Source organism: Bradyrhizobium sp. (assembly GCF_022844465.1).
In the GTDB taxonomy this organism is placed as follows: Bacteria; Pseudomonadota; Alphaproteobacteria; order Rhizobiales; family Xanthobacteraceae; genus Bradyrhizobium.
On the sequence record NZ_JALHLP010000008.1, the window covers coordinates 95,357 to 110,891 of the forward strand.

Here is a 15,535-nt window from a genome sequence, read left to right on the forward strand (position 1 = left end):
GTTTTCGCTGTATCAGCGCCACCTTCCGGCTTGTCTGCCGCCGCCAGTTCGGCGAACAATCGAACGTGATGAAACAAGTCCGGCTATGGCGAAAATGGTTCGAGCGGCGCTTCGGGTATGCCCGGCTGGCGTGCCTGGCGCTGCTGATCGGGTTCGCCGCGTTGCGCATCCTCGATCCGGCTCCGGTCGAGGAAATTCGCGTCCGGACCTTTGATTTCTTCCAGCGGCTCGACCCCCGCCAGAAGACCGCGCGGCCGGTCACCATCGTCGATATCGACGACAAGAGCCTGGAAAAACTCGGGCAGTGGCCGTGGCCGCGGACCCGGATTGCAGAGCTGGTCACCGAGCTGACGCGCCTCGGCGCCGTCGTGATCGCCTTCGACGCGGTATTCTCCGAACCGGACCGGCTTAATCCCGCCGCTGCGGCCGATACTTTTCCCAACCTTGACGAGGAAACCCGCGCCAAGCTGCGGGCGTTGCCGAGCAATGATCAGATACTGGCCGACGCCATCCGGAAGTCGCGGGTGGTGCTCGGCGAATCCGGGTTGCCGGAGGAAATCGCAACCCTCGACAAGACCCTGCCGGTGACGGGGCTCGCCATGCTAGGCGAGGAGCCGCAACGCTTCATGTTCGATTTCCCCGGGCTGTTGCGCAACGTGCCGGTGCTGGAGCACGCCGCCGCCGGTCGCGGCCTGTTCACGATCCGGCCGGAGCGCGACGGCATCGTGCGGCGGGTGCCGATGATGATGCTGGCGCAGGGCCAGACCATGCCCTCGCTGACGTTCGAGATGCTGCGCGTCGCCACCGGTTCGGGGACGATCCTGATCAAGGCGGAAAAGGCCGGCATCAAGAGCGTCGGCATCAAGGGCCTTCAGATACCGACCGACCATAACGGCCAGCTTTGGGTTCACTATGCCCGCAACGACGCCTCGATCTACGTCCCTGTCATCAATGTGCTGGAGAAGAACGTCGCGCCCGACATGATCGCCGGCAAGCTGGTGCTGATCGGCACCTCGGCGGTCGGCCTCAACGACATCAAGACCACGCCGGTTTCGCGCGCGATGCCCGGCGTCGAGATTCACGCCCAGGTGCTCGAGAGCGCATTGACCGGGGCCTTCATCTCGCAACCGATCTACGGCATCGTCATCGAATTCAGCACCGCGCTGGTGTTCGGGCTCCTGGTGATCGTGTTCGCGCCGCTGTTCGGGCCGGTGACGCTGGTCGCGCTTGGCGCTGCGTTCGCGAGCGGGCTGGTCGGCACGTCGGCGTATTTCTACGCGCAGCACCGGCTCTTGATCGATTTCACCTATCCCCTGATGTCGACCATGTCGATCTACCTGACCCTGATCTTTTCCAGCTTCGTGCGCGAGCAGGCGCAGCGCCGGCAGATCCGCTCGGCCTTCGGCCAGTATTTGTCGCCGGCCCTGGTCGAGCAGCTGGCCCAGTCGCCGGAAAAGCTGGTGCTCGGCGGCGAGGAACGCGAGATGACCATCATGTTCTCCGACATGCGCGGCTTCACCTCGATTTCGGAGACCTACAAGAACGACCCGCAAGGCCTCACCGCGCTGATGAACCGCTTCCTCACCCCCCTGACCAACGCGATCCTCAACCGCAAGGGTACCATCGACAAGTACATGGGCGACGCCATCATGGCGTTCTGGAACGCGCCGCTCGACGACAAGGACCATCAGGTCAATGCCTGCGAGGCCGCGCTCGATATGCTGGAGCGCGTCGACGAGATCAACCGGGTGCGCGAGCAGGAGGCGCGGGAACAGGGGCGACCCTTCATCCCGCTCAATGTCGGCGTCGGCCTCAACACCGGTACCTGCGTGGTCGGCAACATGGGGTCCGACATGCGCTTCGACTATTCGGTGTTCGGCGACAGCGTCAACCTCGCCTCGCGCCTCGAAGGCCAGTCCAAGGAATACGGGTTTCCGATCATCGTCGGCTCCAGGACGGCACTTGCGGTCAAGGAAAAATTCGCGATCCTCGAACTCGACTTCATCATGGTGAAGGGCAAGAAAGAGCCCGAGGTGATCTATGCCATCGCCGGGCGCGAGGACACCGCGCAGTCCGGCCGGTTCCAGCGGCTGCGCAACCTGACGATCGAGATGCTCGCCTGTTACCGCGGCCGAGACTGGGACGGCGCATTGGCCGCCATCGAGCGCGGCCGCAAGACCGACGAGGCGAATTCGCTGGAACTGCTTTATCATCTGTACGTGGCGCGGATCCGCGGCTACCAGGAAAATCCGCCGCCAGAAGACTGGAACGGCGCGTTCGCGCTGCTGACGAAGTGACGAACCGTGTCATGCGCGTCCCACGCATCCATCACGCTTCAGAACGTAGGATGGGTGGAGCGAAGCGATACCCATCGATTCCAGCGAAAGCGTGATGGGTTTCGCTGCGCTCTACCCATCCTACGAGATGCTGATTGTCCCTTGCGTTCGCAGCGACGACGGCGTGATCACTCCAGCCCGATCGTCGTCAGATCCTGAAACCAGTGCTGCGCCTGCACGAACTTTTTCACCTTCGGCGACAGCGCGTGCGGGTTGGTATCATGCACCACCCATACCAGCGTGGCGTCGTCGACGATCAGCGCGTGCGCCTGCGCCAGCAACTCGTCCTGCCTCGTGACGTCGAAGGTCTGCTTGGCTTCGTCGATCAGCGCGTCCACCTTCGGGTTCCTGTAGCCGCCCCAATTGACGCCGACCGGAGCGATCTGGCCGGAATGGAAGAAACGGACGATCGCATAGAGCGGGTCCGAGGTGACGTAGGCGACGTTATTGGCGGTGATGCCGGCGTTGAGCTCGTCGGCCGCGCCCTTCCGCCAGGCCGTGTAAAGCGTCTCCAGCTCGACCACCTTGAAGTCGATCTCGATGCCGATTTCCTTGAAGCTCTGCTGCAGGAATTCGTTCATCGGCAGCGAGAGCATTTGTCCGGTGCCGCCTTGCGCGATGACGAAGGTGGTCTTTAGCGGCTTTTCCTTACTGTAGCCGGCTTCCTGGACCAGCTTCTTCGCCGCCGCGACATTGTATTTCAGCTCGAAGCCGGGTTTGCCGAACCACGGGCTCGACGGGTCGACCTGGCCCTTGGCGGGTTTGGCGAGGCCGTTCATCAGGCCGACCACGGCGTCGCGGTCGATCGCGAGGTTGAGCGCCTTGCGCAAGCGGATGTCGGTCCAGGGCGAACCGGGCAATACGCTGAGATGATAATTCCAGACATGCGGCGTGACGTTGTCGACGATCTTCATGCCGGCGGATTTCAGCTGCGGCACCGCGTCGGGCGCCGGCGTCTCGATCAGGTCGACCTGGCCGGCCAGCAGCGCGTTGGTGCGCGTCAGCGCCTCCGGCATCGGAATCAGCACGATCTTGTCGGCCTTCGGAAGCCGCTTCTTGTCCCAGTAGTCGGCATTCCTGGTGAGTTCGGCGAGTTCGCGCGGCACCAGCTTGGTCAGCCTGAACGGACCGGTGCCGGAGGGCTGGCTGGCGAATTTGTCCCAGTCCTTCCCGAGTTTTTCGTACTGTGCGGGGCTTGAGACCAGAAACCACAACATCTGGTAGGGGAAGAAGGAATCGACCGCCTTGGTCGTGATCTCGATCGTGGCGTCGTCGATCTTGGCGTAGCTCGCCACCGAAGGCAGGCGGGTCTTGACCTGGGCGCTCTGGCGCTTGTCGAATTGCGGTGCCTTTTCGTTGAGCACCTTGTCCAGATTCCAGATCACTGCGCCGGCATTGAACTCGCTGCCGTCGTGAAACCTGACGCCCTTGCGCAAGGTAAAGCGCCATTTCTTCCTGTCGCTGTCGTCGACCTTCCATTCGGTGGCGAGTCCGGGCACCAGCTTGCCCGGCCTGTCGGACACGTTCATCTCCCACGCAATCAGCGGATCGTAGATGGTGTAGGCCGAGAACTGGTAGGCGCCGGCGCCGCGATCCGGCTGCCCCGTGGTCAGCGGAATATCCGCCATCGAAATGCCGTAGCGCACCACCTTTTCCGCGTTCGCGGAGACCGGGGACAGGCCCAGCGAAACGCCGAGAGCCAGCGCCGCCGCAGCAACAAGAGTCGAATTTCGGGTGCGCATGAACTAAGCTCCATCGGGTGGGGTTGGAGCATTCGATGCAAGCTTGGTGCCAGACGGAACGCCTGCTGCATACCCGTTCGCGGGGAATGGTGCGGCTAATCGCACCAGCTTTCACCAAAAGCCGTCTCTGGCACAGGTGTTGCATATGTTGCATAAGAATTAGTCACTCTTGCTTGTCGAAGGGGAATTGCTGCAATGCGTAAATCTAACATGACGGCCACCGCGTGGCTGATTGCAACGGCGCTGGTGGCGGGACTGCCGCAGTTGGCGAGCGCCCAATCCGTGCTCCGGATCGGCATGACGGCCGCCGATATTCCACGCACGCTCGGGCAACCCGATCAGGGTTTCGAGGGCAACCGCTTCACCGGCCTGACCATGTATGACGCGCTGACGATGTGGGACCTGTCGTTGGCGGACAAGCCAAGCGTGATGATTCCGGGACTGGCGACCGAATGGAAGGTTGACGACGCCGACAAGACGAAATGGACCTTCAAGCTTCGCTCCGGCGTCACCTTCCACGACGGCGCGCCGTTCAACGCCGATGCGGTGGTCTGGAACGTCGAAAAGGTGCTGAAGCAGGATGCGCCGCATTTCGACGCCAGCCAGGTCGGCGTCACCGCCTCGCGCATGCCGACGCTGGCCTCGGCCCGCAAGATCGACGACCTGACGGTGGAATTGACCACCAAGGAGCCGGACAGCTTCCTGCCGATCAACCTGACCAACCTATTCATGGCCAGCCCCTCGAAATGGCAGAAGCTCTATGAAGCCGCCGAAGGCGCGGACGCCAAGGCGAAATCGCAGGCCGCCTGGGCGGCGTTCGCCAGGGACGCGTCCGGCACCGGCCCGTGGAAGATGTCGAAGTTCACGCCGCGCGAGCGGCTCGAACTGGTCAAGAACGAGGGCTACTGGAACAAGGCGCGCGTACCCAAGATCGACAGGATGGTGCTGCTGCCGATGCCGGAGGCCAATGCCCGCACCGCGGCCCTGCTGTCCGGTCAGGTCGACTGGGTCGAGGCGCCGGCGCCGGACGCGGTCAAGGAGATCAAGGCGCGCGGCTTCCAGCTCCAGGCCAATGAATCGCCGCATGTCTGGCCCTGGCAGTTCTCGCGCGTCGAGGGCTCGCCCTGGAACGACATTCGCGTCCGCAAGGCCGCCAACCTCTGCGTCGATCGCGAGGGCCTGCGGGACGGCCTGCTCGCCGGTCTGATGGTGCCCGCAACCGGCACGTTCGAACCCGGCCATCCCTGGCGGGGCAAGCCGACCTTCCAGATCAAGTATGACAAGGCGGCCGCCCAGAAGTTGATGCAGGAAGCCGGATATGGTCCGAACAAGAAGCTGACGGTGAAGACCCAGACCTCGGCGTCCGGATCCGGCCAGATGCAGCCGCTGCCGATGAACGAGTATCTGCAGCAGGCGCTGGCGGAATGCTATTTCGACGTCCAGCTCGACGTCATCGAGTGGAATACGCTGTTCACCAACTGGCGCCGCGGCGCCAAGGATCCCACCGCCAACGGCGCCAACGCCACCAACGTCACCTATGCGGCGATGGATCCGTTCTTCGCTTTGGTGCGCTTCCTGCAGTCGTCGATGGCGCCGCCGGTCTCGAACAATTGGGGCTATATCAACAATCCCAAGTTCGACGAGCTGGTGACCAAGGCGCGCCAGACTTTCGACCCCGCGGCGCGTGACGCCGCGCTGGCCGAACTGCACGCGGCCTCGGTGGACGACGCGGCGTTTCTATACGTCGCCCACGACGTCTCGCCGCGCGCCATGAGCCCGAAGATCAAGGGCTTCGTGCAACCGAAGAGCTGGTTCGTCGACTTCTCGCCGGTGTCGATCGCGCCGTAGCCGGCATCGAACTCGCTTCCCCTCTCCCCTTGTGGGAGAGGGTGGATCGAATGAGCGAAGCTCATTCGAGACGGGTGAGGGGTATCTCTCCGCGGATAGAGATCCCTCATCACCGACTTCCATCTCCGCGGATAGAACCCCTCATCCGGCGCGCATGAATGCGCGCCACCTTCTCCCACAAGGGGAGAAGGGAAGAAGAAAAAGTCATCCGTGCTCGTCTACATCCTCAGGCGCATCGTCTACGTCATCCCGATCGTGCTCAGCGTCGCGCTGGTGTGCTTTCTGCTGGTGCATATCACGCCAGGCGATCCCCTGGTCGCGGTGCTGCCGGCGGATGCGTCGCAGGAGCTTGCCGCGCAACTGCGCACCGCCTACGGCTTCGACCGGCCGCTGCCGGTTCAGTTCGGCCTCTGGATATGGCGGGCGCTGCATGGCGACCTCGGCAACTCCATCGCCACCGGCCGCCCGGTGCTGACGGAAGTGTTGCGCGCGGTCGGCAACACCGTGACCCTGGCGATTGCCGCAGCCCTGATCGGCTTCACGCTCGGGTTGATGTTCGGCCTGATCGCCGGCTATTTCCGCGACACCTGGATCGACAAGGTCGCGACCTCGATCGCGATCGCGGGCGTCTCGGTGCCGCATTACTGGCTCGGCATGGTCATGGTCATCATTTTCTCGGTGCAGCTGAACTGGCTGCCCGCGGTCGGCGCCGGTCCCGGCGGTTCCGGCGCCTGGGGCTGGGATTGGGAGCACATGCGCTACCTGATCCTGCCGGCGATCACGACCTCGGTGATTCCGATGGGCATCGTTACCCGCACCGTCCGCGCGCTGACCGGCGACATCCTTTCGCAGGATTTCGTCGAGGCGCTGCGCGCCAAGGGCCTGCGCGAAACCGGCGTGTTCGGCCACGTCATCAAGAACGCCGCGCCGACCGCGCTGGCGGTGATGGGGCTGCAACTTGGCTACATGCTCGGCGGCTCGATCCTGATCGAGACCGTGTTCTCCTGGCCCGGCTCGGGCCTGCTGCTCAATTCCGCGATCTTCCAGCGCGACCTGCCGCTGCTGCAGGGCACGATCCTGGTACTGGCGCTGTTCTTCGTGGCCCTCAATTTGCTGGTCGACATCGCGCAAGCCTCGATCGACCCGCGCATCAAGCGGGGCTAGTGCATGATCATGCTCCATCCTGAAGCATCCATGAGCACCCTGCCATGACCGTGATGTCGGATACCGCCCTGCAGGCCGCGCCCGCCACCAGGGCGCGCGGCTACTGGGCCACCGTCGGCCGCCGCATCGGCCGCGACAAGGTCAGCATGGTCTGCGCCTTGGTGCTGGCGCTGATCTTTCTTTCGGCGCTGTTCGCGCCGTGGCTCGGCCTCGCCGATCCCTACCAGGGCTCGATGATCCGCAGGCTCCGCCACATCGGCACGCCGAACTACCCGCTCGGCACCGACGAACTCGGCCGCGACATGCTGGCGCGGCTGATCTATGGCGGCCGGCTGTCGCTGATCATCGGCATCCTGCCGGTCATCCTCGCCTTTATGATCGGCACCACGCTCGGGCTCGTCGCCGGCTATGTCGGCGGCAGGCTCAACACCGCGATCATGCGCACGATCGACGTGTTCTACGCCTTCCCCTCCGTGCTGCTGGCGATTGCGATTTCCGGCGCGCTGGGCGCGGGCATCGTCAACTCCATCGTGTCGCTGACGATCGTGTTCGTGCCGCAGATCACCCGGGTGGCGGAAAGCGTCACCACCGGCGTGCGCAACATGGATTTCGTCGAGGCCGCGCGCGCGTCCGGCGCCGGGCCCTTCACCATCATGCGCGTGCACATGCTCGGTAACGTGCTCGGCCCGATCTTCGTCTACGCGACCGGGCTGATCTCGGTTTCCATGATTCTCGCCGCCGGGCTGTCGTTCCTCGGCCTCGGCACCAAACCGCCGGAGCCGGAATGGGGGCTGATGCTGAACACGCTGCGCACCGCGATCTATCTCAATCCCTGGGTGGCGGCGTTGCCGGGTGTGATGATCTTTGCGGTGTCGATCTGCTTCAACCTGTTGAGCGACGGCCTGCGCAGCGCCATGGACATCAGGAATTGACCCATGAGTGAAACCAACCCGCCCGCTGCGCTGGAACCGGTCGAGGACGTCGGCGGCGCGGCGCAGCCGCTGTTGCAGGTCGTCGGCCTTACCAAGCATTTCCCGGTGCGGGGCGGGCTGTTCAGCGCGCGCAAGACCGTGCGGGCGGTCGATGATGTTTCTTTTGCCATCGCCAAGGGCGAAACGGTCGGGATCGTCGGCGAATCCGGCTGCGGCAAGTCGACCACCGCGCGGCTTCTGATGCACCTGATGAAGCGCGACGCCGGCGATATCGTCTATGACGGCATGCAGGTCGGCCGCGCGCTGTCGCTGCGCGAACTGCGCCGCGGCATGCAGATGGTGTTTCAGGACAGCTATGCCTCGCTCAACCCGCGCCTGACCATCGAGGATTCGATCGCGTTCGGCCCCAAGGTCCACGGCATGGCGGATGCCGAGGCGCGCGGGCTGGCGCGCGAACTGCTCGGCAAGGTCGGCCTGCGGCCGGAAACCTTCGCCAACCGCTATCCGCACGAGATCTCCGGCGGCCAGCGCCAGCGCGTCAACATTGCCCGCGCGCTGGCGCTGTCGCCGCGGCTCGTGATCCTGGACGAGGCGGTGTCGGCGCTGGACAAGTCGGTCGAGGCCCAGGTGCTTAACCTGCTGGTGGACCTCAAGCGCGAGTTCGGCCTGACCTACCTGTTCATCAGCCACGATCTCAACGTCGTGCGCTATATCAGCGATCGCGTGCTGGTGATGTATCTCGGCGAGGTGGTCGAACTCGGCCCGGTCGACAAGGTCTGGGACGCGCCGGCGCATCCCTATACCCGGGCGCTGCTGGCGGCGATGCCGTCGTCCGACCCCGACAACCGCACCGAAACACCACCGATCACGGGTGATCCGCCCAATCCGATCGACCCGCCGTCCGGCTGCCGGTTTCACACCCGTTGTCCGTTTGCGGAGCCGCTCTGCGCCAAGGCGACGCCGAAACTCAGCGATCTCGATGAGACGGGTCATCAAGTGGCATGCTACATGGCCATGCCGGGCTCGGGGCACAGCCGCGCACCGGCCAAGGAAAACGGCAAGAAGGTCGACACGAAGCACAAGGGAGCTAACGCCGCATGACCAGACCCGGCCCCAAGGAAATCAAGGTAATGACCGACATCGCCGGCGTGCCGCAGGATTCGGAAGTCTCCGCGCGGATCGCCAATTCCATCGGCCCGGCCTTTGACGGCTTCGCAGCCGTCGCCGGCACGCTGCCGTTCGATCTCGAGCCGGCGAGCTTTCTCCTGGTGCAGGCCGCGCAGGTGTCGAAGTGAGCGGCGAGCCGGCGCTGATGTCGCTGGTGTCGGTCGCGAAAGCGATCGCCGCCAGGAAGCTTTCCTCGCGCGAGGTGACGCAGTCCTGCCTGGAGCGGATCGCGCAATGGCAGCCGCGCGTCAACGCCTTCATGGCGATCGAGGCGGACGCGGCGCTCGCCGCGGCCGACGCCGCCGATGCGTCGCTCGCCAGCGGCAAGCCGGCCGGCGCGCTGCATGGCGTGCCGATGGCGCACAAGGACATGTACTACGACAAGGGCAGGGTGGTGACCTGCGGCTCGAAGATTCGTCGCGAGTTCGTCGCGACCACGACCTCGACCGCCTTGCAGCGCCTCAAGGACGCCGGCTCCATCAGGCTCGGCTCGCTGCAGATGGTCGAGTTCGCCTATGGGCCGACCGGCCACAACGCGCATTACGGCGCGGTGCGCAACCCCTGGAATGTCGATCACATCACCGGCGGCTCGTCGTCGGGTTCAGGTTCGGCGGTGGCGGCGCGCCTGACCTTTGCCGCGCTCGGCTCCGATACCGGCGGCTCGATCCGGATGCCCGCGCATTTCTGCGGCGTCACCGGCTTCAAGACCACGGTTGGCCGCGTCAGCCGCGCCGGCGCGATGCCGCTGTCGCAGTCGCTCGATACCGTGGGCCCGCTGGCGCAGACGGTCGAGGACTGCGCGCTGCTGCTGGGGTTGATGGCGGGGGCCGATCCCGAGGACCCCACCGCCTCGCTGCTGCCGGTGCCGGACTACATGGCCGCGGCCAAGGGCTCGCTCAGGGGTCTGAAGATCGGCGTGCCCGGCGCGTTCTATGTCGAGGATCTGGATGGCGAAGTGGCGCGCGTGCTCGACGAGACCATTGCCACCCTCAAGAAGGAGGGCGCTGAAATCGTCAAGGTCAACCTGCCGGATCAACGCCAGCTTGCCGCCGCCTGCCAGATCGTGCTCGCCGCGGAAGCCGCCGCCTTCCACAAGCGGTGGATGATCGAGCGGCCGCAGGATTACGGCCCGCAGGTCCTGATGCGGCTGCAGAACGGCCTCGCGATTCCCGCCGTGACCTATCTCGAGGCGCTGCGCTGGCGCGGGGCGGCGCTGGCGGCGCACCTGGCGGCGGTGGCGGGCACCGACGCCGTGATCGCGCCGGTGGCGCCGATGCCGGCGGCGACCATCGTCGAGAGCGATGTCGGCAACCGGCCGGACGCGGAGGCCGTGATCCAGCGGATCACGCGGTTCACCCGTCCGGTCAACTATCTCGGGCTGCCCTCGCTTTCGATACCCGCAGGCTTCACCGGGAGCGGCTTGCCGGTCGGCATGCAGTTGATCGGCCGCTCCTTTGACGAGGCCGGGCTGGTCCGGATCGGCGCGGCGTTCCAGCGCGCCACCGATTATCACCAACGGGCGCCGAAGCTGGCGTGAGCAATGGCGGCATGAGCAACCTCGTCGAAATCCGCGACCTCAGCATCCGCTTCACCGGCGAGCGCACGGTGCATGCCGTCAACGACATCTCGCTCACGCTTGGCGAAGGCGAGGTGCTCGGCCTGCTCGGCGAATCCGGTTCCGGCAAGAGCGTCACCCTGCGGGCGCTGATGCGGCTGTTGCCGAAGAAGCGGACGCAGATTTCCGGCAGCGTCAAGGTGCTGGGGCGCGACGTGCTGGCGATGAACGACGAGGAGCTTTCGGCGTTCCGCGGCCAGACCGTCTCCATGATTTTCCAGGAGCCGGCGCTGGCGCTCGATCCGGTCTACACGATCGGCCGCCAGATCGCGGAAAGCGTCATTCGCCATGAAGGCGTGAGCGAGAAGGCGGCGATGGCGCGCGCCCTGGAAATGCTGGAGGTGGTGCGAATTCCCTCCGCCAGGCGCCGGCTTGCCGCCTATCCGCACGAGATGAGCGGCGGCATGCGGCAGCGCGCGATGATCGCGCTGGCGCTTGCCTGCAAGCCGAAGATATTGCTGGCCGACGAGCCGACCACGGCGCTCGACGCCACCGTGCAGATCCAGATCCTGCTGCTGCTGCGCGAATTGCAGCGCGAGTTCGGCATGTCGGTGATCTTCGTGACCCACGATATCGGCGTCGCCATCGAAATCTGCGACCGCGTCGCCGTGATGTATGCCGGCCAGATCGTCGAGCAGGGCCGCTTGCGCGACATCGTCCGCACGCCGATCCACCCCTATGCGAAGGGATTGCTGGCCTCGACCGTCCACGGCGCCAAACGCGGCCAGCGGCTGGAGACCATTCCCGGCACGCCGCCCTCGCTGGACAAGGCGCCGGCGAGCTGCTCGTTCGCGCCGCGTTGCTCGTTCGCCCAGCCGCGCTGCACCGAGCGTTTGCCGCCCAATGTGCAGGTAACGCCGGACCGGATCGCCCGCTGCGTGCTGGCCGAGCCGGCCCGAATTCCCGCCGTAACCTAGTCGCCGCACAGTCGCTGCGCTCCCTCTCCCGCTTGCGGGGGAGGGAGCGCAGCTGTTCACTATCCACCTAACCCCTGATCGGCCCAGCGCTCGATCTGCGACGGTCCCACGACCTGCTTGGGTTGATGGGGGTTGAGCGTGCCCGCGCTGGCGGTCCAGCCCTTGGAAAGAATTTGCAAGGCAAACAGCTTGGCATCTACCTCCGACCTGAAGGTACGGGTCGAGCGGGCCCTGGCGTCCGCTTCCTCGTCCGCCCGGTGCGGGCCAAAAGTCACATACCAGATATCGCCTTGTTTCATGTCAGCATAACGCAAATAGCGGCAACAAGTTCCATTTTGACAGTCCGCAAGAGGCTTGGGCCGAGGGTTGGCCCGAACTTGCCGATTGAGTGTTTGCGCCCCACCAAGGCTCGGCGTCAGAGCCGAGTTGCTCTTCCCAGCGCGAATTCAACAACCGAATCGGCGTTAACGCGCGTTAACTGCAAATCGACGGCCGAAATGTCCGCTTCCGGTGTTGAGCCGCCGGCCGCGCCATGAACCGGATTCAGGTTAACGTGACATAAATGGACGATGTCCCAAAACATCGGTAAAACCACCGCGTCACCTGATCCTTTTGAAGAGACAAGCATTTATGGCAGCCGCTCCCGGCGTCCGGCGATCCGAACTCGGTGAGGCGTTGCGCGCCTGCCGCCATGCCCTGATCGGGGTCGGCGTCATGAGCTGCATGATCAACCTATTGTATCTCACCGGCTCGATTTTCATGCTCGAGGTCTACGACCGGGTGCTGCCGAGCCGCAGCGTGCCGACCCTGGTCGGCCTCGTGATCCTGGCCGCCGGGCTCTACATCGCCCAGGGCGGGCTCGACCTGATTCGGGGCCGCATTCTCGGCCGCATCGGAACCGCGCTGGACGAGGCCCTGCACGCCCGCGTGTTCGACACCGTGGTGCGCATGCCGCTGAAGGTGGGCGGACGCAACGAGGGCCTGCAGCCTCTGCGCGACCTCGACAATATCAGGTCGTTTCTCGGCAGCATGGGGCCGGGCGCGTTCTTCGATTTGCCCTGGCTGCCGTTTTACCTTGCGATCTGCTTTGCGTTCCACTGGCTGATCGGCGTCACCGCGCTGGTCGGCGCCATCATCCTGGTGACGCTGACCCTCATCACCGAATTCATGTCGCGCGCGCCGGCCCGCGAGGCGATGTCGTTGTCCGCGCGGCGCAACGACCTTGCCGCCACCAGCCGCCGCAACGCCGAAGTACTGGTAGCGATGGGCATGTCGGGACGCCTCACCAAACGCTGGAGCGAGGCCAACGAGACCTATCTGGCCGGCAACCAGCGCGCCAGCGACGTCGCCGGCGGGTTAGGGGCCATCGCCAAGGTCCTGCGCATGATGCTGCAATCGGCCGTGCTTGCGGTCGGCGCCTATCTCGTGATCCACCAGGAAGCCTCCGCCGGCATCATCATCGCGGGCTCGATCCTCAGCGCGCGGGCGCTGGCCCCGGTCGATCTGGCGATCGCCCACTGGAAAGGCTTCGTCGCCGCGCGCCAGAGCTGGCATCGCCTCAACAAGCTATTGGAGCAGATGCCGCCGGCCAACGCGCAGACCCTGCTGCAGAGCCCGTCCAAACGGCTGTCGGTCGAGGCCGTCAGCATCGGACCGCCCGGCGAGCAGCGGGTGGTCGTGCAGGACGTGACCTTCGCCGTCGAGGCCGGCAGCGGCGTCGGCGTCATCGGTCCGAGCGGTTCGGGCAAGTCGTCGCTGGTGCGGGCGCTGGTCGGGGTCTGGACACCGTTGCGCGGCAAGGTACGGCTCGACGGCGCGGCGCTGGACCAGTGGTCCTCCGACGTGATCGGCCGTCACATCGGCTATCTGCCGCAGGACGTCGAACTGTTCGCCGGCACGGTCGCCCAGAACATCTCCCGCTTCGATCCCGAGGCGACGTCGGACGCGATCATCGCCGCCGCCAAGGAAGCCGGCGTGCATGATTTGATCATCAAGATGCGCGACGGCTACGACACCCAGATCGGCGAGCAGGGCGGCGCGCTTTCGGCGGGACAGGCGCAGCGCGTGGCGCTGGCGCGGGCGCTCTACGGCAATCCGTTCCTGATCGTGCTCGACGAGCCGAACTCCAACCTCGACAGCGAGGGGGACGAGGCGCTGACCCGCGCGGTGCGCGGCGCGCGTGAGCGCGGTGCGGTCGTGGTCGTGGTGGCGCACCGACCGATCGGCATCGAGGCGGTCGATCAACTGCTGGTGCTGAAGGACGGCCGGATGCAGGCGTTCGGTCCGAAGGAAACCGTGCTCGGGCAGGTGCTGCAACGCGTCGCGCCGACGCCGATCAAGATCGTTTCCGACGCCAAGGGCGCCAAATCATGACCGCGGAACTGAAGGGCGCGCACCGTTCGATCCGCGCCCATCTCATTTTGGGTCTCGCCTTGATGCTGGTTCTGGTCGGCGGCTTCGGCGGCTGGGCCTCGACGGTGCAGATTTCGGGCGCGCTGATCGCGCCGGGCTCGGTGGTCGTCGATTCCAACGTCAAGAAGGTGCAGCATCCGACCGGGGGGGTGGTCGGCGAGGTGCGGGTGCGGGACGGCGACGTCGTCAAGGCCGGCGACATCGTGGTGCGTCTGGACGAGACCGTGGTCAAGGCGGGCCTCGCCATCGTCGTCAAGACCCTGAACGGATTGTGGGCGCGCGCGGCGCGGCTGGAGGCCGAGCAGCGCGGTCTCGACAAGATCAGGTTTCCGGCGATGCTGACCGATCGCGCCGACGATCCCGATGTCCGCGATATCATCGCCAGCGAAACCAAATTGTTCGAGGTCCGGGTGTTCGGTCGCGCCGGGCAGAAGTCGCAGTTGCGCGAGCGGGTGTTGCAGCTCAACGAGGAGATCGCCGGCCTGACCGCGCAGGAGCAGGCCAAGGAAAAGGAACTGGCGCTGGTGGAAAAGGAACTGGTCGGCGTTCGCCAGCTCTACGAACAGCGCCTGATCCAGATCTCGCGCCTGACCACGCTGGAGCGCGACCTGGCGCGGCTGGCGGGCGAACGCGCGCAGTACATTGCCGCGCGCGCGCAGGCCAGGGGCAAGATCACCGAGACCGAACTGCAGATCATCCAGGTCGACAAGGACGTGGTCAGCGAGGTCTCCAAGGATTTGCGCGAGACCAACGACAAGATCGGCGAGTTCGTCGAGCGCAAGGTCACCGCCGAGGATCAGCTTCGCCGCATCGACATCCGCGCGCCGCAGGACGGCGTCGTCCTGCAATCGACGGTTCATACCGTGGGCGGCGTGATCACCGCCGGCGACGCCATCATGATGGTGGTGCCGCGGGCCGACGACCTCTCGGTCGAGGCCAAGGTCAATCCGCAGGACATCGACAAGCTGCAGATCGGCCAGAAAACACTGCTGCGGCTGTCGGCCTTCAACCAGAACACCACGCCGGAATTGAACGGCGTCGTCACCCGCGTCTCCGCCGACGTCACCACCGACCAGCGCACCGGGCAGAGCTATTACACCATCCGCGTCTCGATGCCGCCGAAGGAAGTCGCCCGCCTCGGCGAGAACGTCAAGATCATTCCGGGCATGCCGGTGGAAGCCTTCGTGCAGACCGGCGACCGCACCATGCTGTCCTATCTGATGAAGCCGTTCAGCGACCAGCTGATGCGCTCGTTCCGGGAGCGGTGAGGCGCGGCGGAGTTATGGCGGCGCTCTGCGCAAATCCCAGTTGCCATCAGCCGCGGCGGCGCGTCTGCGGCTGGAGCAGAGGCCGGGATCGGTTCTATCAATCGGGGATGATGCAAAAATACCGGTGATTTGCC

The 15,535-nt window shown here is 65.3% G+C and carries 13 protein-coding genes; 10 read left to right on the forward strand and 3 right to left on the reverse strand.

Features of this window, described 5'->3' with window-relative positions; all coding sequences use genetic code 11:
- The first annotated feature begins 68 nt into the window (after positions 1-68).
- On the forward strand, positions 69-2,297 hold the full coding sequence (locus Q0D31_RS14870) for an adenylate/guanylate cyclase domain-containing protein (RefSeq protein ID WP_291852226.1): 2,229 nt from the start codon (positions 69-71) through the stop codon (positions 2,295-2,297).
- A 167-nt stretch (positions 2,298-2,464) separates the two neighbouring features.
- Here the strand turns inward: Q0D31_RS14870 and Q0D31_RS14875 are convergent, their stop codons facing one another.
- On the reverse strand, positions 2,465-4,078 hold the full coding sequence (locus Q0D31_RS14875) for an ABC transporter substrate-binding protein (protein ID WP_291852230.1): 1,614 nt from the start codon (positions 4,076-4,078) through the stop codon (positions 2,465-2,467).
- Between the two features lie 210 nt (positions 4,079-4,288).
- Between Q0D31_RS14875 and Q0D31_RS14880 the strand changes: the two genes are divergently transcribed.
- The 7 genes from Q0D31_RS14880 to Q0D31_RS14910 all read left to right on the forward strand — a co-directional run bounded on the left by Q0D31_RS14880 (position 4,289) and on the right by Q0D31_RS14910 (position 11,721).
- Positions 4,289-5,926 carry an ABC transporter substrate-binding protein gene (locus tag Q0D31_RS14880; protein WP_291852440.1) on the forward strand — a complete coding sequence of 546 codons (1,638 nt, stop codon included), beginning with the start codon at positions 4,289-4,291 and terminating at the stop codon, positions 5,924-5,926.
- 210 nt (positions 5,927-6,136) lie between these two features.
- Positions 6,137-7,090 (forward strand): ABC transporter permease, encoded by a 954-nt coding sequence (locus Q0D31_RS14885; protein WP_291852233.1) that lies wholly within the window; start codon positions 6,137-6,139, stop codon positions 7,088-7,090.
- A 26-nt stretch (positions 7,091-7,116) separates the two neighbouring features.
- Positions 7,117-8,022 carry an ABC transporter permease gene (locus Q0D31_RS14890; RefSeq protein WP_291852443.1) on the forward strand — a complete coding sequence of 302 codons (906 nt, stop codon included), beginning with the start codon at positions 7,117-7,119 and terminating at the stop codon, positions 8,020-8,022.
- A 3-nt stretch (positions 8,023-8,025) separates the two neighbouring features.
- Positions 8,026-9,123 carry an oligopeptide/dipeptide ABC transporter ATP-binding protein gene (locus Q0D31_RS14895; RefSeq protein ID WP_291852236.1) on the forward strand — a complete coding sequence of 366 codons (1,098 nt, stop codon included), beginning with the start codon at positions 8,026-8,028 and terminating at the stop codon, positions 9,121-9,123.
- Complete coding sequence (locus Q0D31_RS14900) at positions 9,120-9,317, forward strand: hypothetical protein (protein WP_291852239.1); 198 nt, start codon at positions 9,120-9,122, stop codon at positions 9,315-9,317. The genes Q0D31_RS14895 and Q0D31_RS14900 overlap by 4 nt, the downstream gene beginning before the upstream one ends.
- Positions 9,314-10,726 carry an amidase gene (locus tag Q0D31_RS14905; RefSeq protein ID WP_291852242.1) on the forward strand — a complete coding sequence of 471 codons (1,413 nt, stop codon included), beginning with the start codon at positions 9,314-9,316 and terminating at the stop codon, positions 10,724-10,726. The genes Q0D31_RS14900 and Q0D31_RS14905 overlap by 4 nt, the downstream gene beginning before the upstream one ends.
- An 11-nt stretch (positions 10,727-10,737) precedes the next feature.
- On the forward strand, positions 10,738-11,721 hold the full coding sequence (locus tag Q0D31_RS14910) for an ABC transporter ATP-binding protein (protein ID WP_291852245.1): 984 nt from the start codon (positions 10,738-10,740) through the stop codon (positions 11,719-11,721).
- A 59-nt stretch (positions 11,722-11,780) separates the two neighbouring features.
- On the opposite strand, the gene Q0D31_RS14915 is transcribed toward Q0D31_RS14910, so the two are convergent.
- Together Q0D31_RS14915 and Q0D31_RS14920 are read right to left on the reverse strand one after the other, a co-directional pair.
- Entirely contained in the window at positions 11,781-12,020 is a 240-nt protein-coding gene (locus tag Q0D31_RS14915; protein ID WP_291852248.1) for a hypothetical protein, read from the reverse strand.
- Positions 12,021-12,136: 116 nt separating this feature from the next.
- Positions 12,137-12,349 carry a hypothetical protein gene (locus tag Q0D31_RS14920; protein WP_291852251.1) on the reverse strand — a complete coding sequence of 71 codons (213 nt, stop codon included), beginning with the start codon at positions 12,347-12,349 and terminating at the stop codon, positions 12,137-12,139.
- A 2-nt stretch (positions 12,350-12,351) separates the two neighbouring features.
- Between Q0D31_RS14920 and Q0D31_RS14925 the strand changes: the two genes are divergently transcribed.
- Together Q0D31_RS14925 and Q0D31_RS14930 are read left to right on the forward strand one after the other, a co-directional pair.
- Positions 12,352-14,094 carry a type I secretion system permease/ATPase gene (locus Q0D31_RS14925; protein WP_291852254.1) on the forward strand — a complete coding sequence of 581 codons (1,743 nt, stop codon included), beginning with the start codon at positions 12,352-12,354 and terminating at the stop codon, positions 14,092-14,094.
- Entirely contained in the window at positions 14,091-15,401 is a 1,311-nt protein-coding gene (locus Q0D31_RS14930; RefSeq protein WP_291852256.1) for an HlyD family type I secretion periplasmic adaptor subunit, read from the forward strand. The genes Q0D31_RS14925 and Q0D31_RS14930 overlap by 4 nt, the downstream gene beginning before the upstream one ends.
- Positions 15,402-15,535: the final 134 nt, after the last annotated feature.